This is a genomic window from Aeromonas sp. FDAARGOS 1414 (assembly GCF_019047065.1).
In the GTDB taxonomy this organism is placed as follows: domain Bacteria; phylum Pseudomonadota; class Gammaproteobacteria; order Enterobacterales; family Aeromonadaceae; genus Aeromonas; species Aeromonas veronii_A.
Map to the genome: position 1 here is coordinate 3140001 of NZ_CP077210.1, position 21426 is coordinate 3161426.

Here is a 21426-nt window from a genome sequence, read left to right on the forward strand (position 1 = left end):
AAAAAGTTCGTTCGCTCAGATATCAAGCAACCACCTCTTTTTTTGCTCGAAATGGCATCAATTCTGACTATTGCCGGATTTAAATTGAACATTTGAAAAGCTAATTTATAATTGCCATCTCAAATGTTTAATTGGAATGCCCTCATGCATCAAATTCTCGATAGCCATAAGGAAGAGCAAATCGTCCCGCTGTTCCGCTTGGGGTTCCGACCCTTCTTCTTGTTCGGGGCTCTGTTTGCGGCCGTCGCCATGTTGCTCTGGCTGGGGCAGCTCAACGGTTGGCTTACCTTGCCCGGGATTGCCAACCCGACCTGGTGGCATGGTCATGAGATGCTGTTTGGTTTCGGGGCTGCCATCGTCGCGGGTTTTCTGCTCACCGCGGTGCAGAACTGGACGGCCCATCCCGGTGTTCGGAGCTGGCCATTGGTAATGGTGGTGGGGTTGTGGATGTTGCCAAGGACCTTGTTACCCTGGCTGGGTGAAGAGAATACGCTTCTGATGTTGGCAGACCTGCTCTGGTTGCCGCTTTGCGCCTGGTTCCTTGCCAAGCCGATCTTGATAACCCGGCAATGGCGCAACCTGTTCTTCGTGCCCCTGTTGCTGATACTGACCCTGCTCAATGGTGCCAGCTGGTTATGGCATAAAGAGTGGACCACCGTTGAGCATCTGCTGATCACGACTGTGCTGTTGTTTACCACCCTGATCGCCGTGATGGGTGGAAGGGTGATTCCGTTCTTCACAGCCCGAGCAACCGGTCAGGAGAAAGTTGCACCTCTGCTCTGGCTGGAGCGGGCGGCGCTCACGACACAGTGGCTTATCTTGCTCTGCTGGTTGCTGCTCCCCACCCAATGGGTCACCAGCATATATATAGTGCCTCTCTATATAGTGGCGGCGAGTTTGCATCTGTGGCGGCAACTACGTTGGCATCTGCCATCGACCCTTGCGCATCCCCTGCTGTGGTCACTCCATCTCGCCTATCTGTTTATCCCTCTTGGCCTGTTCGCCCTTGCGGCACATAGCGCGGATCTGCCCATCACGTTGTCAATGGCCAGCCACCTGCTCAGCGCAGGCTGCATGGGGACCATGATCCTGGGCATGATTGCGCGAGTATCCCTCGGCCATAGCGGTCGGGCCTTGCAGGTAGGACGCAGGATCACTGGCGCATTCACCCTGGTTATCGCTGCCGCTACAATGCGGGTGACGATTCCGCTGTTCTGGCCTGCTTATACCCTGCATGGCTGGAACCTCAGCGCGCTTGCCTGGATCGCTGCCTATGGTCTGTTTGTCTGGGTCTATACCCCGATACTGATCCGCCCCAGAGCAGATGGTCGACCGGGTTGATGACTGCGGAACATGTTCAGGGTGTTGCCACCGGATAGTGGATGAGGTTGTGGAAAATCGCCGGGGCTATGCCCAGATTGCGATAACCGTGGGGACGGTCGGCAGCAAAACGCACCGCCTCCCCTTGCACCAGTGAGCACCACTCCCCTGCCACCAGCACCTCCATCATGCCGCTGATGACGATGACATGCTCGGTCACTCCCGGCTCATGGGGCTCGGACTCACGCTGGTAACCCGGCAACAGGGTCAGCTCAAGCAACTCGAAACCAAACCGGTTTTCATAAGGGAAGAGCGGTGCCACTTGCATGCCCTCTCCCGCAGGCTGCTGGCGAATAGTATCGGCGGTGCGATAGAGCACCTCTTCCTGCGTGGCGGGTGTGGGCTCGATGAAACTGGAAAATGAGACTCGAAAACCGGTGGCTATCTTCCATAGCGTCGCCACCGTCGGGCTGGACTCTCCCCGCTCAATCTGCCCCAGCATCGCCTTGCTGACACCCGTTTCGCGCGCGGCGGCATCCAGGCTCCAGCCACGCTCGCTGCGCAGCCCCTTCAGTCGAGCAGCCAGATGCTGACTCATCTCTTGCATAACTGCCTCTTTATTACTCTTGCACGATGCGCCTTGTACGCTATAGCGCACAGCGATATAGTCAAAGCTGTATTGTACGTAATAACGCACAGCGCGTCACAACGCCAAGAGGAAGAGTCATGCCCTTCGCCATCCCCCATCTGGTCGCAGGATTTATCGCCGTGATGGTCGGCTACACCAGCTCCGTCATCCTGATCATCCAGGCCGCCACAGCGGCGGGTGCTGATACTGCCCAAGTTGCCTCCTGGCTCTGGACGCTGGGGATCGGCATGGGGGTGAGCTGCATCGGCCTCTCTCTCTATTACCGCATACCCATACTAACCGCCTGGTCCACCCCGGGCGCGGCACTGCTGATCACCACGCTGGGCAACTTCACTCTGGCGGAAGCGATCGGCGCCTTTGTGATCTCGTCCCTGCTGATCACTCTGTGTGGCATCAGCGGCTGGTTCGACCGTTTGATGAAACATATCCCGGCTCCACTGGCCGCCGCCATGCTCGCTGGTGTGCTGCTCAGATTCGGATTGGATCTGTTCAAGGTCGCCCCGCAAGATCCCTTGCTGCTTGGCCCCCTGCTGCTGGCCTTCCTGCTGGGTCGTCATTTCTGGCCCCGCTATACCATGGTGCTGGTACTGGGAGTGGGGATGCTGATCTGCAGCGTGCGGGGGGATTTGCAAATGGGCACCCTTCACTGGCAACTCGCCAGCCCGGTCTGGACATGGCCAGCCTTCTCCCTTGATGCCCTGTTTGGTATCGCGCTGCCGCTGTTCATTGTCACCATGACATCGCAAAACATGCCGGGAATTGCCATCTTGCGGGCCCACGGCTATCAGCCTTCCACCTCCTCGCTGATCAGCTGGACCGGCCTGACTGGCCTGCTGCTCGCCCCTTTTGGCGGCTATGCCTTCAATCTGGCCGCCATCACTGCCGCCATCTGCATGGGCAAAGAGGTCGACCCGGATACCAAGCGCCGCTGGCCTGCTGCGGTTTGGGCGGGTTGCTTTTATCTTGTGACCGGCTGCTTCGGTGCAACCGTCGCGACCCTGTTTAGCGCCTTTCCGGCAGCCCTTGTCACCTGCATCGCCGGATTGGCACTGCTAGGTACCATCGGCAGCAGCCTGCACTCGGCCTTGCAACAGGATGAAGCGCGAGAAGCTGCGCTGCTCACCTTTATCATTACCGCGTCCGGGATCAGCATGCTCGGCATCGCGGCAGCCTGCTGGGGTCTGCTGATTGGTCTGGCTATCTATCAGTTCCAATTATATCGACAAAGGAATCAATTGAACCTCAAACCGTGAACCTCTGCACACTATCCAGATAAAATGATTCACAAGTGAAACTAATTTCCTTCTAGTGGCGTCAGGGCACCAATCTTCCCGGACATGGTGCCCTGTCAGGTTCCATGCAACGGAGTATAAAAATGAAAAATCAGGCTGTCTTGTTACTACTGGCCATACTGGGTGCTACGAGCGTCCAGGCTGCCGATACGGATCGAGAGCTGGCTCGCCAGCTCGCACTTCAGCAGAAAAACCTGCTGCCCCTGCTGAGCAATCAGCAATACCAGAGCCCGCTTCCCAACCTGCTGCAGAAGGCCAGCCCACGGCTTAAACGGCAGGCGACCGATGCCAACCAGGCGGCCATCAGCCGGCAAGGACTGGATGGCGAGGTCAAGCAACTGATGCAGTTGCGGCTGGCCAACACCGATCAGGCCGCAGCACTGCAACAGGGCGTCGAACCGCTAGTCGCCTATGTTCCGAGCGGAGATGAGAAGAGCTGGAGCGCCATTGAAGCGTTCGACAGCGCTGGCAATCCCGTCTATCTGGATGTGGACAAGGCACCGGCCCTGCCGGTTCTGGTAGTCGAAGCCGATCCCGTCAAAGCCAAAAACGCAGGCTTGAAGGTAATGCGCAAGGCGCTGGCCGATGCTGATCTGCAAAGCGCTCCGCGAGTGGCGGCCAGCACGGCGCCACTCAAGACCAGTATCCTGAAAAAGATCAGACTGAAGGATGATCAGGAGCCCTGGCTGCTCGGCGCAGCCGAAGTGTATGCAGTGGTCGCAGGGGTTAATCCCAGCCGGGATGAACCAGTGGTCGATATTGTCGACATGCCCTACCTCGACTATGACAACACAGACTACACCCCCAACCAGATCCTGGTTTACTGGGATCGCTATCGCTGGGGTGCCGTCGATGTGGTGATGATGGAGCAGGATGACAACGTCAACTACAAGGAGCTGAGCGCCCTGCTGATTGAAGCTCTCAAACTCGGCTTTACTGCGGGTGGCGTGCCGGAAGCCCTGCCCTTCCTCGATCTCGGCGGTCGCATCGTCAAGGCACTGCCCGACTCCTGGATGACCAATAACGACGACTATCTGGATACCTTCTACACACTGGAGCAGGATCAGGTCTATCGCCAGTATCCGGGGGCTGCCGGTAATGCGGTTATCGATCTTGAGCCAAAAGAGATCGCCCCGACCAGACCTTGATAATCGGCATAACGAAAAAGCCAATGAGCAACTCATTGGCTTTTTGCTTTTATCGCGGTGACTACCGGTCAACCCTTGGGACGAACCCCCAGAGTATGGCAGATGGCATAAGTCAGCTCGGAGCGGTTCAGGGTATAGAAGTGGAAATCCTTCACCCCTTCCTGACTCAGCACGCGCACCTGATCGATGGCGATGCTCGCCCCCACCAGATTGCGGGTCATCTGATCGTTATCCAGCCCCTCGAAACGCTGATGCATCCAGCGCGGGATCTTCACGTTGGTAAAACCGGCAAACTTGGCCAGGGTCTGATAGTTGGAGACCGGCAGGATCCCCGGCACGATTTCGGCATCGATACCGATGGCAGCGCAGCGATCCCGAAATCGCAGATAGGTCTCCACATCGAAGAAGAACTGGGTGATGGCGCGGTTGGCACCGGCATCAATCTTGCGCTTGAGGTTGAGCAGGTCGGATTGCGCACTCTTGGCCTCCGGGTGCCCTTCCGGATAGGCAGCAACCGAGATATCGAAGTCCGCCTCTGACTTGAGCAGGGCAACCAGGTCGGTGGCATACATATCCGGCTTCTCCAACCCCTGCGGCAAGTCACCGCGCAGAGCCACGATATGACGAATACCGCTGTTCCAGTAGTCGCGGGCGATGGTGCGCAGCTCGTCGCGACTGGCATCGATACAGGTCAGGTGCGGCGCCGCAATCAGGCCTGTCCGTTCCTTGATGTCCTTTATCACCTTGTGGGTGCGATCACGGGTGCCAGAGTTGGCGCCATAGGTGACGGAGACGAACTTGGGTTCCAGCACTTTCAGCCGTTCGATGGACTGCCAGAGGGTATTCTCCATCCCTTCACTGTTGGGCGGAAAAAACTCGAAACTGACCGATATATCGCCATTCAAATCTGCCAAGCTCTGGTTGAGCGCCTCAACCTGACGTGCACTGTGAAATCCCATCTGCTCTTCTCCCTGTCCTGCAATCCATCTGCCTACGTCAAAACGGATGTTTGGACGTCTAAACGTCTTTATATTTATGAGCAAAACGACACAAAGTCAACAGGGATTTACCTCACATCCGATCTGACGAACTTCATATTTACAAAATTAACGGTACGTAACCGAAAAGTGCCCATCCCAAAATCGCCCCAGTCGAGTTATGATGGGGGTAGATCGTCCTGGACGTTCTGAATCTGCGTGTGATTGTTTGGCCGGAGGTTTCTCCGGCCCCTTTTCATCTATTTCCCACTCCTGCCGATAACAGAATGAGTCTTTGCAGGAGCACCATCATGGATACCCACCCCGGCTTTGCCACCGACTTGCTGTTCGATCGCTATCAGGGCGAGGTTGTTCAGCACGATCAGTTCTGGGCGGTTCGCACGCCGGATGCTCCCGATTACTACTTCGGCAACTACCTGCTACTCCCCAACCCACCCAGCGACCGTGACAAAGGCTGGCTGGAAGCCACATTTGATCAGCTGATCGGCCAGGATCCTCGAGTGCGCCACCGCACCTTCCAATGGCCACTGGCGGCCGGACAAAACAGCCGGATCGCCGGTTTTGTCGCAACCGGATACCAATATATGGAGTGCGTGGTGCTGGCGCTGGATGAGCAGAGCTGCCCACCCCCTCACAGCGACATGAACAAGGTTGAGGCACGCACCTTCACCACTACTGATTGGCCTGAGTGGCTCGACTTCGAACTCAATGAACGAGATGAGGGGCACTCGGAACAGAGCTATCTCCCCTATCTGCGATCCCGTCAGGCGCTCTATCAGGCCATGATTGCCGATGGTCTCGGGGACTGGTGGGGGATCTGGCAAGAGGGGAAACTGGTCGCCAGCTGTGGCCTCTTCTTCTGCGGCACACTTGGGCGCTTCCAGTTGGTACGTACGCACCATGCGTGGCGCAACCAGGGGTTATGCCGCCAGCTGCTGAGTCAAGTGGCTCGCGCAGGATTGTCCCGCGCCAAACAGCTGATCATAGTGGCTGACGAGCATTACCATGCCCATCGCATTTACCGCTCTCTGGGGTTTGCCCCGGTTGCCCGCATCGGCAGCCTCTGCCGCTGGCCCCACGAAGCACAATAAAGCGATACATGCTGGCCGCGAGCCATAAAAAAACGGGAGGCTGATGCCTCCCGTTTTTATTGATGCAGATGACCTATTGCTGTGGCTGCTGTGGCTGCTGTGGCGCCTCCAGCTCGTTGGAGAGCGCCTGCTCCACCTCATCCGACGGCGCCGGTAATGGGGCAGCGGCCGCTGATGCGGGTTCTGCGGGAGTCACAGCTGGTGCCACCACGGCCGGTGTTTCACTGGTCGCGGGGGCTGCTGACACCTCAGCTGTCGGTGTTGAAACCGAGGCAGGGGCAACCGCATCACACTGACAATCCGCGCTCTTGGCCTTATTGCCCTGATGAGGGGCATACCACCCCTTCAAACCACTTTCCAGTCGATCCGCGGCAGCTTTGGGCTCCATCTTGCCAAGCAGCACAGCCTGACTCACCTCTGCCAGTTCATCCCCCAACTTGGGCGTACCACGGGAGAGGATCTGGGTCGCCACCCGAATGGTGGAGTCACACTGATCGCGCCACTCCATCATCTCTTTGGCCGCCGGATTGGTGACATCGAAGAAGTGGTTGGAGAGGGAGAAGAATCCCGGCAGCGAGTTGGTATAGAGCTCGGCAAATTGCGGCGTCGTCAGCCACTGCAGGAAGGCCATTGCCCCCTCTTTGTTCTTGCTGGCCGGGTTCATCCCCATACCGATATCGGTGTGGTCGGTAAAGAAACAGCCATCACCCTGTTTGGCCACCGGCGGACGCATGACGCCAAAATCGACCTTGCCGGTGAAGGGGGCAATCTCCCAGGAGCCCGCCACGTAGAAGCCGGCCTTGCCCGAGGTGAACAGCTCGTTACTGGTCGCATAATCGCGGCTCTCGCCACCTTCACCGAGGTAGGAGCGCCAGCGCGCCAGCTCATCGAACACCTTCACATATTGCGGGTTGTCCAACCGCTCCTGCCCGCCGATCAGTGCCAGACGGCCGTCCTCTCCCTTCCAGTAGTTGGGACCAATGTTCTGGAACCCCAGCTCGGAGGCAACCCAACTCTCGGAACCGCTCATGGCCAGCGGCACATAGCGACCGTCGGCCTTGATCTTGTCCAGCACGGCAAAGAACTGATCGCGGGTTTGCGGCAAGGTGAGCCCCAACTCACTGAAGATCTTCTTGTTATAGAAGAAGCCATGAATCACCGAGGCCATGGGTACGCAGAAGGTCTGGGCACCGGAGTCAGTCTGCCAGGGTGACTGGGCAAAACTCGGGAAGTTCTCCATCCCTGCCATTTCGGTCAGCTCGGCCAGATGGCCCGCCTTGAACAGGGCGAGCGAGTCATCAAACGGACGACAGGTAATGAGATCCCCCGCCTTACCGCCTTTCAGGCTCTCCCACAGGGTGGGCATGTAGTTGACGTTCTGCACCGGATGAAAACTCACCTTGATGCCGGGATGCGCCGCTTCAAACGCCGGGATAATCTTCTGCTCCCACAACGCCTTGTCATCGGTTCGCCAGCTTTCAATCACCAGCTCGCTGGCCATCAGCTGGCCACACAACAGGAGACTCAGGGCTCCAATCCACTTTTTAGACATAAGCCCTCCTAGACCTTGAAATGTGCGATCAATTGCTGCTGTTTGGCGACCAGGTCGGCCAGCACTTCGCTGCTACTGGCGGATTCGCGCGCCTCGCGCTCAGTCTCGTATGCCACATCGGCAATACCGGCGATATGACGAGCGACCCCCTGACTGACGGAGATCTGCTCCTGAGCGGCATGGGCCACCTGATCCGCCATCGACTTGATGGCCCCCATCCGATCGGCAATGGATTGCAGCGCCACATCCATCTCGCGAGTCTGCTCGACACAGCTCTGGGTCTGCTCCTGGCTACGCCCCATCACTTCAACCACATGCTTGCTGGAGCTCTGCAGGTTCTCAATCATCCCCTGGATCTCTTCGGTCGAGGTCTGGGTGCGATTGGCCAGCGCCCGTACCTCATCGGCCACCACCGCAAAACCGCGACCGGCATCGCCAGCACGAGCCGCTTCGATGGCAGCGTTCAACGCCAGCAGGTTGGTCTGCTCGGCAATGCTGCGGATCACATCGAGAATGCTGCCGATGTTGTTGCTGAATTCCCCAAGTTTGTAGGTGATCCCGACCGCCTCTTCCATGGCGCCAGCCAGCTGCTCGGTGATCCGGCGAGTGGTGGCCACTTTCTGGCGACCATTACGCGCCTCTTCATCGGCCAGATCCACTTCCCGCTTGGTGCCATCGGTAGAGCGGGCCACCTCGGTGGCGCTCACTTCCAGCTCGGTAATGGCGGCGGCCACCTGATCGGTCTGGCTCTTCTGCTCTTGTACCCGGGACATGGCCCGTTCGCTGATCTCGGCGGCCCGGCTCGCCTCATCCACCAGATGGCGGGAGCCCGCATTGATTTGAGAGAGTAGTTCACCGGTCTTGCCCGCCAGCGTATCGATAGAGCGGGAAAGGCTGCCAAATTCACAACTGCTGCGGTAGTTGATGCGGCGGGTCATGTCACCGGCCGCCATGTAATCGAGCTCCTTGTTGATCATCTGCAACGGGCGCTGAATGCTGCGCGCAGTGGTATAGCCGATCACCAGCGCCGCAGCGGCCGACATCGCGGCAACCACCAGGATCCAGAAGCTGGCACTGCTGACCGCCGCATCGGCGTTGATCCGGCTGTCGCTGGCGATGGCACCGGCGGACTTGCCCATCTCATCGAGCAAATTGAGGCTGTTGACCAGACTGGCATCCAGCTGCTGATTTTGCGTGGCCAGCGACAGCGCCAGTTGCTGAGCCTGACGCATGGTTGCCAGCAAGCCCTGAGCGCCGAGCGCCAACTCCTGCATCCGATCCAGATTGGAGACAAAGCGCGCTTTCACATCATCGGGCACCACTACCCGCTCCAACCGCTTGCGGGCCATCTCGATATCCTTGCTGAGTACCTTTTCCAGCTCATTTAGGTCGGTTTTGGCATCGGCACGGCGGATATTCTTCAGATCGCGGGCGATACCCGAGGTAATAAGCTCCGCCTTGTTGCGCATGGAGCGCTTGCTGGCGGTCTGTTGCAGCAGCAGATCCGCCGCCCACTGGTAGGTATCCTCAAGGCGGATAAATTCCATCTCCAGCTTGTGGCGCTGATCCAGCGCACTGACCCACTGCCGATGCTGGGCCAACACCTGATCCGCCAAGCCATAAAATTGGGTGGTAGCACTCTCAACCTGCTGGAAGCGGACACGAGCATCCGCTACGTCGGTAAATTTACCCATCTCCTGACTCAGCTGGGCGAAGCGGTTCTGCTGCTCCTTGAACTGATTGGCCAGCTGCGGCAACTGGGCGGCATCTTCACTGGTGCGGTAGACCAGCACCCAGCGGTTACTATCCTGCAGTGCCCCCTTTAGACCTGCGACAGCCACTACCAGCGGGGTTGCCCGGTCAGATACGGCAGAGAGGCCGTCATTTATACCCTTGATTTTAAAGGTACTGATCACACCAAGCAGGATCAGCAACAGCAGCATCAACACGAATCCGGCGATGATCCGCTGCACAATAGATAAGCCCATGGAGACATCCTCACTCATTGGGGGAAGGTAAAGTGAACATAGTCACTATCGGCAAGGGTGGCGAATAACTGAAATAAAGCGACAGGGATTTAATTGATTTGTATCGGGTTGGATCACAGTCCAGACAAAATCAGCAATACGAAAAAAGCCCGGCAAAAGCCGGGCTGAAAGAGACGTACTTTGCTATCTTCCGCGATCCGTTCAGAACCGCAGTCAGAATCATTAGAAGCGGTAGCCAACACCCACCATAAAGGCCATCGGGTCGACCTTGGTATTAATGGTGCCAATCGCAGTATGCACATCGGTATCGATATCCATGATCCAGGCTGAACCGTTGACAAACCAGCGGTCAGTGATCGCCATATCGATACCAACTTGTCCGGCAACCCCCCAGGAGTCATCGACTTTGACATCGGTTCCTGACAGTGCACCACGACCCTCTTCATTAAAGAAGGTGGTGTAGTTCACGCCAATACCGACATACGGGCGAACCTTGCTTTGAGCATCGCCAAAATAGTACTGACCCATCAGAGTCGGCGGCAGATGCTTGATCTTGGCAACTTCAGCGCCACCCAGTTTGACTGAATGAGAGAAGGGGGTTGCAGCCAGCAATTCGATACCCCAGTTATCAGTAATCATGTAAGAGAGAGTCAATCCCAATTGCATGTTGTCATTAATTTCCAGCTCTACAGGCGTGCTGCTTTCCTGCGGCGATACAAATGCCAAACCACCACGAACCAGAATGTCGCCAGCCTGATGGGCCATGGCGAAAGGAGAGGCCACTGCAGCGGCAATCATCAGAGGAAGTAATTTTTTCATCACGTAATCCCTTTTTTTGTTTTCATTTGATGCTGTAAGCCCGCTGACTATATGCCCTTGTAAATGCAAAGTTATTGACTTGAAGCAAAGGTTGCACGGAAATAAATCGATTGGTGTGACATCTTTGCGCGCCATCCCAATCTCCTTGAGTCCCCAGACAACAAGCCGGAATACCTGTTTCGACAGGTTGTAACTAACCCCATTCAGCGCCAAAACAAGCAAGCAAACCACACCTTATCGCTCGGCAGAGTGGCTATTAATTGTTGTTAATATGGGCAAACCAGCGTATTTTTTGCGCCATGCAAGTTACTGGGAAGTAATGGTTTATTTATGAAAAATGAGTCGAAATGGCAAAAGGTGGGGGCCTTTCTCGCGGCCGTTTGGGGGATCGGATCCTTTCTCTTTATCCTGCTCGGTTTTATTGTCGCCCTAGCCTATCTGGTATTGGTCCGGCAGGGCTAATCCGGGCTGACAGTATGTTGCAACGCAAGACTATTCCCTTCGACAAGTTGCTCCGGGGTCTGTTCCATCACCTCCCGAACAGACAGAGTGCCCGAATAGCCACAGCATCGATTACGGCCCCTCAGTTTTGCCTGATAGAGCGCTAGGTCGGCCAGCTTGAAACTGTGGCTCCAGAAGGTATCGGGGCACGCCGGATGCAGAGGATACCGACAATATCCCGATGAAACCGTTAACCATAGCGGCCTCTCCTCCGAACCGAAACGGTGCTGAACAACACGAAGCCTCAGATAATCGGCACGCTGTACCAACTCTTGCTCATTATCCACCTGCAACAGGAGTAAAAACTCCTCCCCTCCCAACCGGATAACGGGCTCGGCGTCACTCACCACCAGCTTGTGCAGCAGTTCTGCCAGCTGCTGCAACACCAGATCACCCATATCATGACCAAATCGGTCGTTGATCCGTTTGAAATGATCGAGATCGAGCAGCAACAGCTGACAAGGGCGGGCCCAATTGTCTTGCAACCAGCTATCCAGATAGCGACGATTGAAACAACGGGTCAAGGGGTCGGTGAATGCCGCCATCTCCATCTGGCTGGATTTTTCCAACAAATCATCGTGTTGCTGACTGACCTTGCTGGCCATCTCCTTGAACTTGCCGCTCAAGGTCGCCATCTCGGCGCTGCTGTCGATATAGGGGATCAAGGTGGCATCTGGCCGATCGCCAAAGCGTTGCAGCGCCGACACCAGCTGCTGCAACGGGGTAAGCACAATGCTGTTGAGCCGGTACATGGCGATCATGACGCAGATAAAACTGATAAAAAGCATACCAATAAAGGTCCAGAGCGCCCCCTCCATGACGCCACTCAAGATCTTTCTCTCCTCCTCAATCACCAGAGTCAGCACCGGCTGGTTATCGCTGTTGAGCAGTCGCACCTCTCCCCTAAGCCGGGTGAGCCCAAGGTCGATCAGGCGATACGTTATTTGCGGTTTCAGTTTTTTGAAGGTAGCGGTGACATCCAGATTGGCGTGGGAGATCGCCAGAGGCAGCGCGGTACGCTCCGATACCTGCTCGAGATAGGCCTTGTCGAGCCAACGTACAACCAGCAAGAAACCGTTGAACGGTGCCGACTCGTCACTGTTTCTGATCGGCTGCCACGAGTACATCAGCGGCCCCCACTGGGAAGCACGGATCCCGTGCAGATTGATGCCCCCTTGCGCCACCGAGCGTTCTCTCAACTGCTTTTTCAGCTCATCAAGGAAGTAGGGAAACTGGTCCGGATTGATCCCCGGCGCATCGGGTAGCAGGGTGCGCGTCCAGATTTCGTAGCCGGTGAGATCCATGAAGCTCATCAGGTTGAGACTAAAATCCCGCATCGGCATATCACTGAACAGGTTGGATTCGATGTACGCCCTGCTTTTGTTGTCCATAAAACGGTGACTGTCATCCCAGATGCCCCAATCCCGACTGAATGCATCCAGAGCGGCCACATCCGCCTGCACCGCCTTGGTCACGCGCAGCAGATGCTCCTTCATTCGCTGCTCTTCAATCCGGCTGGCAGCCGGGATTTGGGCCCACGCCAGCAGGACCAGCAATAGCAGGATCGCCCCCAGCCAGATGGGGAACATGGAGTAAGCCAACTGATGATCAATCGTGCGCGGAGCCTGAGCCATAACCCGATATATCCATTACCATGATGCTGAGATGCCAAGCCTGCCCACACTTGACGAGCTTCCCCCTATGCTCCCGATTTTTATAAAAAAAAGGGGCCAAAGGCCCCTCGATTATAACGGCTTATCGCGCCAAAAGTGGCCTCAAAAAACGAGCTGTATGAGACTCTTTATTGGTGCAAATCTCTTCCGGCGTCCCCGTCACCAGAATGCGGCCACCACCGGCGCCCCCCTCCGGACCCAGATCGACGATCCAGTCGGCAGTTTTGATGACATCCAGATTGTGCTCGATGATGACGATGGTGTTGCCACGATCCCGCAGCTGGTGCAGCACCTTGAGCAGTTGCTGGATGTCGTGGAAGTGCAGGCCGGTGGTCGGCTCGTCCAGAATATAGAGGGTCTGACCGGTATCCCGCTTGGAGAGCTCGCGCGCCAGCTTGACCCGCTGTGCCTCACCGCCAGACAAGGTTGTGGCCGACTGGCCGAGGCGGATATAGGAGAGGCCCACGTCCATCAGGGTCTGCAGCTTGCGCGCCACTGCCGGTACCGGATCGAAGAACTCGCGGGCATCTTCCACCGTCATCTCGAGGATTTCGTGGATGTTCTTGCCCTTGTACTTCACCTCCAGCGTCTCGCGGTTGTAGCGCTTGCCCTTGCAGACGTCGCACGGTACGTAGACGTCCGGCAGGAAGTGCATCTCCACCTTGATGACTCCATCCCCTTGGCACGCCTCGCAGCGGCCCCCTTTCACGTTGAAGGAGAAGCGGCCCGGCTGGTAGCCTCGGGAACGCGCCTCCTGAGTGCCGGAGAGCAGCTCGCGGATCGGGGTAAACAGGCCGGTGTAGGTGGCCGGGTTGGAGCGTGGGGTACGACCGATGGGGCTCTGGTCGATATCCACCACCTTGTCCAGATGCTCCAGCCCCTCGACACTGCGATAGGGTGCCGGGGTGGATTCGGTGGCCTTGTTCAACTCGCGGTGAGCAATGCGGAACAGGGTATCGTTAATCAGGGTCGACTTGCCGGAGCCGGAGACGCCGGTGACGCAGGTCATCACTCCGATCGGCAGATCCAGGTTGACGTTGCGCAGGTTGTTGCCGCTCGCCCCCTTGAGCTTCAACCACTTGCCGGTGAGCGGCGTGCGCTCGGCAGGAATGGCGATCTGCTTGCGACCGGAGAGGTAGTCACCGGTGAGTGACTCGGGATTGGCAATGATCTCCTCCGGCGTACCCTGCGCGACGATGGCCCCGCCGTGTACCCCGGCTCCCGGGCCGATGTCGAGCACATGGTCCGCAAGGCGGATAGCGTCCTCGTCGTGCTCCACCACGATCACCGTGTTGCCGAGATCACGCAGATGAGTGAGTGTCTTGAGCAGACGCTCGTTGTCGCGCTGATGCAAACCGATGGACGGCTCGTCCAGCACATACATGACACCTACCAGACCGGCACCGATCTGGCTGGCCAGTCGAATGCGCTGCGCTTCGCCGCCCGAGAGGGTCTCTGCGCTGCGCGACAGGCTCAGGTAGTTGAGACCGACGTTCACCAGGAAGCCGAGCCGCTCGACGATCTCTTTCAATATCTTCTCGGCAATCTGGGCACGCTGGCCGGTGAGGTTCAGCCCCTCGAAGAAGGCCAGTGCATCGCCGATGGACTGCTCGGCAATGGCCGGCAGGTTGCGGTTGTCGACGAAGACGTGGCGCGCCTCCTCCCGCAGCCGGCTGCCACCGCAGCTTGAGCAAGACTTGTTGGCGATGTATTTGGAGAGCTCTTCACGCACCGAATTGGACTCGGTTTCCCGGTAGCGCCGCTCCATGTTGTGCAGGATCCCCTCGAACGGGTGCTTGCGCACTACCACGTCGCCGCGATCGTTCATGTAACGGAACTCGATCTCGGTGCGACCGGAACCGCGCAGGATCACATCCTGGGTCTTCAGTGGCAGATCCTCCCACGGCGTCTCCAGATCGAACTTGTAGTGCTCGGAGAGGGATTTGAGCATCTGGAAGTAATAGAAGCTACGTTTGTCCCAGCCGCGAATCGCGCCGTTGGCCAGACTGATGGCCGGATCGCCGATCACCTTGGCCGGATCGAAATATTGCTGCACCCCGAGGCCGTCACAAGTCGGGCAAGCACCTGCAGGGTTGTTGAAGGAGAAGATGCGCGGCTCCAGCTCCGACATGGAGTAGCCGCACTCCGGGCAGGCGAAGTTGGCGGAGAAGGTCATGGGATCGACCCCCTCCTCGCCATCCATCGGCACCACCAGCACAATGCCACCGGAGAGTGTCAGCGCCGTCTCGAACGACTCGGCCAGACGCAGGGCAAGGTCATCGCGCACCTTGAAGCGGTCCACCACCACCTCGATGGTGTGCTTCTTGTGCAGCTCCAGCGCGGGAGGGTCGGATAGATCGCACACCTCGCCGTCGATACGGGCACGGATATAACCCTGCGCCGCCAGATTCTCCAGCAGCTTGGTGTGTTCCCCCTTGCGGTCACGCACCACCGGGGCCAGCAGCATCAGCTTGCTCCCCTCCGGCTGGGCCAGCACCTGATCCACCATCTGGCTGATGGTCTGGGCGGCAAGCGGAATGGCATGGGTCGGGCAGCGCGGCTCACCGACCCGGGCGAACAGCAGACGCAGGTAGTCGTAGATTTCGGTGATGGTGCCGACGGTCGAGCGCGGGTTATGGGAAGTGGACTTCTGCTCGATGGAAATGGCGGGCGAAAGCCCCTCGATATGGTCGACGTCCGGCTTCTCCATCAGGGAGAGGAACTGGCGAGCATAGGCGGAGAGGGACTCCACATAGCGGCGCTGCCCCTCGGCATAGAGGGTATCGAACGCCAGAGAGGATTTGCCCGAGCCGGAGAGGCCGGTGACCACGATCAGCTTGTCGCGGGGCAGGGTCAGATTGATGTTCTTGAGGTTGTGGGTGCGAGCACCCCGGACCACGATCTTTTCCATCTTGTTGCACGCTCGATACAGAAACCTGAGCGAGTCAGTATGGCATAGAGACTACTGGATGAATAGACAGTCATGAGATGAAATGCGCATCATCCGGCGCACGCCATCTGCTCTTTTTTCTCCACCAGCAGCCGCTCGTTTTGCCATATCAGAGCGGTGACCTCGACCCGATAGGGACAACGCAAACCCAGCCCTATTTTGCCAACCGCCATGACCACTCCAGCCTGCAGCGACAGATTACGGCTCTGGCGCTGAGTCGTGCTCCCGGCCGCCCCTTCGCCATGCACCAGCAAGCTGACACTCACCGTCAAGTCGCGCTTGCTGAGCAGCGTTGGCGCAAGTGACAGCCCCTGCTCGTTCTGCGCAATATTGAGGGACAAGCGGATCGACGGATCGGGCTCCATCTCGTTTCCCCTGGCGCTTGCTGGGGAAGCGACGCGATGAACCAGCATCAACCCACAGAGCAGCACCAATAAAAGAGGGGCCCGCAGGCCCCTGAATCCGGAGATGACCATCAGTTGCTACCAGCCCCTTGATAGACATAGGCATGGTTATCGCTGCCCAATACGGTCACATTGGCAGTATTAAAGCTTTCGTTTTGCACCACATCAACGGTGTTGCGCCCCCCACCAACCCCAGCATTGACGTAGACATTGGCCTCGTGCTCAGCGCCGTTCTGGGTCACTGTGAGCTTGTTCTCGCTACCCAAGTAGGACTCAACCTTGGCATTGTTCAACTCACCATCCTGGGTCACTTTGACCACAGACTCAGAGTGAGACGCATCGGCATAGGCCCAGTTGTCAGTGCCTTTCTGAGCAACGACCAGCTCGTTGTCCGAGCCCCAGGTCCAGGCGCCTTTGCCTTCACCATCACGAGCAGAGGCAACCTGGTTGCCAGTTCCGTTCTGGTCGATATCGATGGTATTGCCGCTGCCTGCTTGTTGCACTGCATTGGCATAGTTGTCATTACCTACCTGATCAATGGTGACCGCACCATCGGTACTGCTGGCTAACTGGTTGACCACGGCCTTGTTGTCATCACCTGTCTGGTTGACCAAGGCATCATTGCCAGTACCTTGCTGGTCGGTCTCAATCCGGTTGCGATTACCATCCTGTGTCAGGTCAGCAAACTCCCCGGTTCCAGACTGTTTGGCCAACAGGCCGTTGCCATTCCCGGCATCAGACCCTTGCTGCAGAGTCACCACTTCACCGCGGGTTCCACTTTGCTCAACAGTCGCTACGTTGGCACTATCGTATTGAGTGACGTCTGCATTGTTCAAAGAACCACTCTGAGTCACCACTGCAGATGTTCCTTCCGCCGGTGCATAGTCATAGTTACCGGTTGCCTGCAGCACCTTGGTGATATTGCTCTCTCCACGTTGTACCACTTCGGCGTTGGCTCCATCAGCCGCTGTCTGGGTCACGTCAGCCTGGTGAGCCCCCCCTTCTAGCTGCTGTACACTCGCCCGAGCGAAATCGGATATCTGGTTATTAATGACAGCCCGATTACCATCCGAGATTTGAGTGATCCTGGAGTCAGCTAAGTCACCATTATCTTGCTTGATCTTGGCGTCGTTGCGATCCCCATCCTGCACAACCCCGGCAACCGCACCGCCATTCTCAAATTGCTGAATCACATCAGCAAAGTTGTCGTTCCCCTTTGTATCGATGGAGGCTTTGGAGAGGTTAGTGTCACCTTGTTGCAAGATGTAACCCTCGTTACTGTCACCTACCTGCCGAGTATCGGCATCTGACTGGCCGGTATTCTTTTGAGTGGTAACAGCTGTGTTGTTGTTACCAGCTTGATCGATGTTAGCCTTGTTATCGACGCTTCCCACCACCTGGTTAATGGTGGCGATATTGCCGCTCTGGGCCTGGTTCACCGTAGCCTGGTTGCCAGTAGATGCCGCCCAAGCGGTGCTGGTCGCCAGAAGAACTGCCGAGGCAATGATGGTACGTTTAAACATGATTTCCCTCTCGTGCTAATGGTTGAGCCTAGGCTCAGTTGGTTTGAACGACATTTACTTGCTGATTGGCCCCCATCTGGATGACGGTGGCCGTTAATCCGATTCCGTTCTGCTCGATGCTGGCCTGATTGCCATCACCCAGCTGGATCGCCCGGGCCTGATTGTCTGCCCCTTGCTGACTGATCCAGGCTTCATTGCCGCTGCCTTGTTGCAGCAGCCAAATCCGGTTATTGATGCCCGCCTGATAGAGTTCGGCGCTATTGCCCTCACCCAGTTGCGCACCATTGACCCAGTTCTCATCTCCTACCTGGGAGAGCGCCAACTCATTGGCCCAACCCTGTTGCAGCAGGCGCGCCTGATTCAGCTCCCCTTGCTGGGTGAGGTGCAGTTGCTGCTCGCTACCGAGTTGCCACAACAGCGCCTGATTCCCGTCGTTCTGCAGACCGGAATCCAGCTCGCTTGCCATCGCCAGCTCATCAAAGACGGCAGGCTCTGCGGCGAGTTGCGGGGCGCCCGATATCAGCAGAAAAAAGAGAGCACTCAACAGATGTTTCATCGCGCCATCGCCTTGTTGGAAAACGCCCACAGTATCCCTGTCAGACAAGAGGCGGCCTATCAGGCACTCCGCTGATTCGAGGATGAAAAACACCGCCCTGTCGCTGAGCAGAAAGTCTTAAGTCGTATTCGATAGAGGCCAAAAAAATGCCCTCCACCAGGGAGGGCATTGCGAGAGAGGGAAAACTCAAAGCAGCGGGGCGTTGTCTTGCAGGTACTCCTGCAGGATCGGATTGTCGATATCCCGCTGGTCGGCCAGTTGCCACAGATTGTCCCGTACACCATTGGCTATCAGCCGGATCACTCCGGACTCGATAGCCGACATGACACACATCTGTACCGGTTCGTTGGTGCTGAAACCGGCCTCGGCCTCCAGCAGGCGCTTGTACTCGACGAAGCGGAATACCCCGGCCTGCACCTGTTGCGACAATACTGTCTTGGAGGTGGTGACACTGTTCAGGATCCGGCCTGAACGGATATCGACGGCACGCAGATTGACCGTCACCTGATCGACCCGGTACTCCCCGCTGGCGCCAATGCCAAAATACTTGGCTCCCGCCCCACCGGTTCGTACATTGCTGTCATAGGCGACGATCCCCCCCTCGATCAGGATGTTGGCGGCGACCAGCGAGGGCAGTTGATTGGCATTGTTGCCGGGAACGTTGGGCTTGTTCTGGGCCGCCCGCACAATCTTGCGTTCGGTCAGCAGGTTCTGCAGCCCCTCCCGCTCCAGAGGCACAAACCATTGGGAATCCCACAAAGCCGTGCTCAGCATGGCTACCCCGCCCTGGGTGACCGCCGTGGAGAAGTTGGATGCCGGTGCGGGCAGGTACTGACCGGTCTGATCGCGAAAATCGTAGACGGCCGCGACAATTTTCCCTTTTGGCTTGGGCAGACTGATCAGCTCCTTGTAAGAGACGGATCGCGGCATCAGGGTTGCCTTCTCATCGGCAACGGGCGAGCCAATATGGGTCGCACAGCCAGCCAGCGCAAGCAGGGGCACTATCAATAACAGTTGTCGTTTCATCGCGCCCTCAATCAGCAATCAGGCCATTCACTTCGATCATGGTGGTCTGGTTGGTCACCCGGTCGGTGATCGAAACCACCAGGGTGCCATCTTCATCCACCACATTGATGGCAAAATCATCGGTCACCAGACTGCCGCTCTGGCTGCCATCCTTGCCGATATCGGCCAACAGCTGGCTGATCAGGCGAGATTGCAGGTTGGAGGTCAGGCGATCCAGCGCCGAGGTGCCGCTGCTACCACTGCCACTGGCGGGATCCTTGTAATCATTCTGCGCATTGGCGGTGCCAAGCAGATGACTGCTGTTGAGAGGGTTACCCCCAAAGCTGGGGTTGACGGGGCGATAGACAAGCTCCGACGCATGGAGCGCTGGCGCTATCAGTGCTGCAACTAGCCATAACCGGGCACGCATGAGAAATATCCTTATAGTTCATCATGTTCCAAATCGAAGGTATCCATGAACAGGGTCGCGATCTTCTGCTGTTCGAGGGTCTGCCTGACCTGTGACCAAGCCAGTTTGGCACTCTGCTCCTGCTGATTGCGGCCGGGAGAGAGCGCGGTTTTAAAAATCACCTTCCGGTTATGGGTGATCCAGATCAGGCTGCCCCAGCGAGCAGTCGGGCGCTCATGAATCGTCAGATTTTCTCTGGCATTCGGGTCTTCATCACTGCGCAACCGGGTAAATTCGTTATAAAAGCCCTGACCGAAGCGGGTAAAAGTGCGGTCCAGCACCAAACCATCCACATCCAGCCGATCACTCTCCTGCTCCGGCTGTACCGACTCCAGCGGAGCATCGGCCTCGGCCGCCACAACGGTCGTGAAGCCCCAGAGCAGCACAAGGCAACATGCCAGAGAGAACGCTTTCATCAGTGGGAGTCCGGAGCATCGAGATACTCTTTGGCCCAGCTCACCGCCTGGATCCGGTTCTTCACATTCAGCTTTTTAAAGACGTTATAGAGGTGGGATTTGACGGTGTGCTCGCTGACAAACAGGCTGTCGGCGATCTCGACATTGGAGGCGCCCGTCATCAGATAACGGATGATCTCCTGCTCTCTGGCAGTCAGCAGGGTGTCGTTACGCAGCAGGTAGCTATTGCCCTGGCGATAGTATTCGACCAGCTCGCACAGCAGGTGGCGCGGCATCCAGTACTCGCCCAACAGGATTTTCTGCAACCCGGCAACCAGTCGGTCGAGCGGATCCTGACGGAAAAACAGACCGCAAATCTGCGGCCACATCAGCAGCAGGTCGCGATCCGTCGCAGTGGGAGCATTGAGCAGCACGGTGGCCGCCATGCCAAAGCGTTCGGAGATCGCCCGGTTCCAGCCCAGTGACTGGCCGGAGCGGATATAGTCGAGATCGATGAGAAACAGCGTGCCGTCACACTGGTTATCTAGCTGATTAATCTCGTGGATTAGCTGGACGGGACGGCTCAAATGAGAGATGAGGTATGCAGCAAATGTGCTGGCCTGCACATTATTTTCAGTGACCAGTGCGATCGGGCATGCGGCTTTCATTGTGTGCTCTTCCTTGAACCTGTAAACCACCTAATCTGGCCGACTGAGTCTACCAAGGAGGTATGGGAGCACAATATTAAAAAAGTATGAGAATGGATCTCATAAATATCGTAACCATATGTTTTTAGTCGATTTAAAAACCGATTCCAATTCGCCAATCGGCCAGCATAACAGGAATATATGGCAGAAATGTGATGCCGGACGCGCCCAAAACAGCTGCAACCCGACCATCACTACAGCAGGAGCCAACAGTTACCTTTGGCACATCAAGCAGGTTAAGGATGCTGCCAATCCGCTTCGCAACTGTTACTATGACCGTCACATGCGTCTGCGGGACATTGTGCCCCGCACACAGCAACTAATCAGGTATCTAGTCGTGTTGGACCAGGTTTCGACCTGGCCGGTAAATAAGGTGGAAGAGAGAT

At 57.1% G+C, this 21426-nt stretch carries 18 protein-coding genes; 4 read left to right on the forward strand and 14 right to left on the reverse strand.

The window, feature by feature from the left end:
• Positions 1–144: 144 nt before the first annotated feature.
• Positions 145–1341 carry an NnrS family protein gene (locus I6L44_RS14095; RefSeq protein WP_216952152.1) on the forward strand — a complete coding sequence of 399 codons (1197 nt, stop codon included), beginning with the start codon at positions 145–147 and terminating at the stop codon, positions 1339–1341.
• Between the two features lie 16 nt (positions 1342–1357).
• Here I6L44_RS14095 and I6L44_RS14100 read toward each other — a convergent pair whose 3' ends face one another.
• Positions 1358–1927 (reverse strand): helix-turn-helix domain-containing protein, encoded by a 570-nt coding sequence (locus I6L44_RS14100; RefSeq protein WP_216952153.1) that lies wholly within the window; start codon positions 1925–1927, stop codon positions 1358–1360.
• A 119-nt stretch (positions 1928–2046) separates the two neighbouring features.
• On the opposite strand from I6L44_RS14100, the gene I6L44_RS14105 reads away from it, so the two are divergent.
• Both I6L44_RS14105 and I6L44_RS14110 read left to right on the forward strand, forming a co-directional pair.
• The gene (locus I6L44_RS14105) at positions 2047–3222 is read left to right on the forward strand and encodes a benzoate/H(+) symporter BenE family transporter (RefSeq protein ID WP_216952154.1); all 1176 of its coding nucleotides are present in this window, start codon (positions 2047–2049) and stop codon (positions 3220–3222) included.
• A gap of 122 nt (positions 3223–3344) precedes the next feature.
• Positions 3345–4409, forward strand: coding sequence for a DUF3103 family protein (locus I6L44_RS14110; protein ID WP_201952759.1), 1065 nt, complete (start codon positions 3345–3347; stop codon positions 4407–4409).
• A gap of 68 nt (positions 4410–4477) precedes the next feature.
• On the opposite strand, the gene metF is transcribed toward I6L44_RS14110, so the two are convergent.
• A complete protein-coding gene (metF, locus tag I6L44_RS14115) occupies positions 4478–5368 on the reverse strand; it encodes a methylenetetrahydrofolate reductase (protein WP_005340191.1) in 891 nt (296 codons plus the stop codon).
• A gap of 329 nt (positions 5369–5697) precedes the next feature.
• Here metF and I6L44_RS14120 point away from each other — a divergent pair, with 329 nt between their 5' ends.
• Positions 5698–6498: a GNAT family N-acetyltransferase gene (locus I6L44_RS14120; RefSeq protein ID WP_216952155.1), complete on the forward strand. Its 801-nt coding sequence runs from the start codon at positions 5698–5700 to the stop codon at positions 6496–6498.
• Between the two features lie 73 nt (positions 6499–6571).
• Here the strand turns inward: I6L44_RS14120 and I6L44_RS14125 are convergent, their stop codons facing one another.
• From I6L44_RS14125 to I6L44_RS14180, 12 genes are all read right to left on the reverse strand, one after another.
• On the reverse strand, positions 6572–8050 hold the full coding sequence (locus I6L44_RS14125; RefSeq protein WP_216952156.1) for an ABC transporter substrate-binding protein: 1479 nt from the start codon (positions 8048–8050) through the stop codon (positions 6572–6574).
• Between the two features lie 8 nt (positions 8051–8058).
• Positions 8059–10038, reverse strand: a complete 1980-nt coding sequence (locus tag I6L44_RS14130) for a methyl-accepting chemotaxis protein (RefSeq protein ID WP_164535993.1) — start codon at positions 10036–10038, stop codon at positions 8059–8061.
• Between the two features lie 222 nt (positions 10039–10260).
• Positions 10261–10857 carry an OmpW family outer membrane protein gene (locus I6L44_RS14135; protein WP_216954454.1) on the reverse strand — a complete coding sequence of 199 codons (597 nt, stop codon included), beginning with the start codon at positions 10855–10857 and terminating at the stop codon, positions 10261–10263.
• Between the two features lie 458 nt (positions 10858–11315).
• On the reverse strand, positions 11316–12992 hold the full coding sequence (locus I6L44_RS14140; RefSeq protein ID WP_216952157.1) for a diguanylate cyclase: 1677 nt from the start codon (positions 12990–12992) through the stop codon (positions 11316–11318).
• Between the two features lie 121 nt (positions 12993–13113).
• Entirely contained in the window at positions 13114–15942 is a 2829-nt protein-coding gene (uvrA, locus tag I6L44_RS14145; protein WP_216952158.1) for an excinuclease ABC subunit UvrA, read from the reverse strand.
• An 89-nt stretch (positions 15943–16031) separates the two neighbouring features.
• Positions 16032–16346 carry a curli-like amyloid fiber formation chaperone CsgH gene (gene csgH / locus I6L44_RS14150; protein WP_254204223.1) on the reverse strand — a complete coding sequence of 105 codons (315 nt, stop codon included), beginning with the start codon at positions 16344–16346 and terminating at the stop codon, positions 16032–16034.
• Between the two features lie 110 nt (positions 16347–16456).
• A complete protein-coding gene (locus I6L44_RS14155; RefSeq protein ID WP_216952160.1) occupies positions 16457–17908 on the reverse strand; it encodes a curlin in 1452 nt (483 codons plus the stop codon).
• 34 nt (positions 17909–17942) lie between these two features.
• On the reverse strand, positions 17943–18464 hold the full coding sequence (locus I6L44_RS14160) for a curlin (protein ID WP_201952781.1): 522 nt from the start codon (positions 18462–18464) through the stop codon (positions 17943–17945).
• Between the two features lie 186 nt (positions 18465–18650).
• Complete coding sequence (locus I6L44_RS14165; protein ID WP_005355003.1) at positions 18651–19490, reverse strand: CsgG/HfaB family protein; 840 nt, start codon at positions 19488–19490, stop codon at positions 18651–18653.
• A 7-nt stretch (positions 19491–19497) separates the two neighbouring features.
• On the reverse strand, positions 19498–19899 hold the full coding sequence (locus tag I6L44_RS14170; protein WP_042063493.1) for a curli assembly protein CsgF: 402 nt from the start codon (positions 19897–19899) through the stop codon (positions 19498–19500).
• An 11-nt stretch (positions 19900–19910) separates the two neighbouring features.
• Positions 19911–20354: a curli production assembly/transport protein CsgE gene (locus tag I6L44_RS14175; RefSeq protein WP_201952785.1), complete on the reverse strand. Its 444-nt coding sequence runs from the start codon at positions 20352–20354 to the stop codon at positions 19911–19913.
• On the reverse strand, positions 20354–21001 hold the full coding sequence (locus I6L44_RS14180; protein WP_158113813.1) for a LuxR C-terminal-related transcriptional regulator: 648 nt from the start codon (positions 20999–21001) through the stop codon (positions 20354–20356). Before I6L44_RS14180 ends, I6L44_RS14175 begins: the two co-directional genes overlap by 1 nt.
• Between the last annotated feature and the right edge of the window lie 425 nt (positions 21002–21426).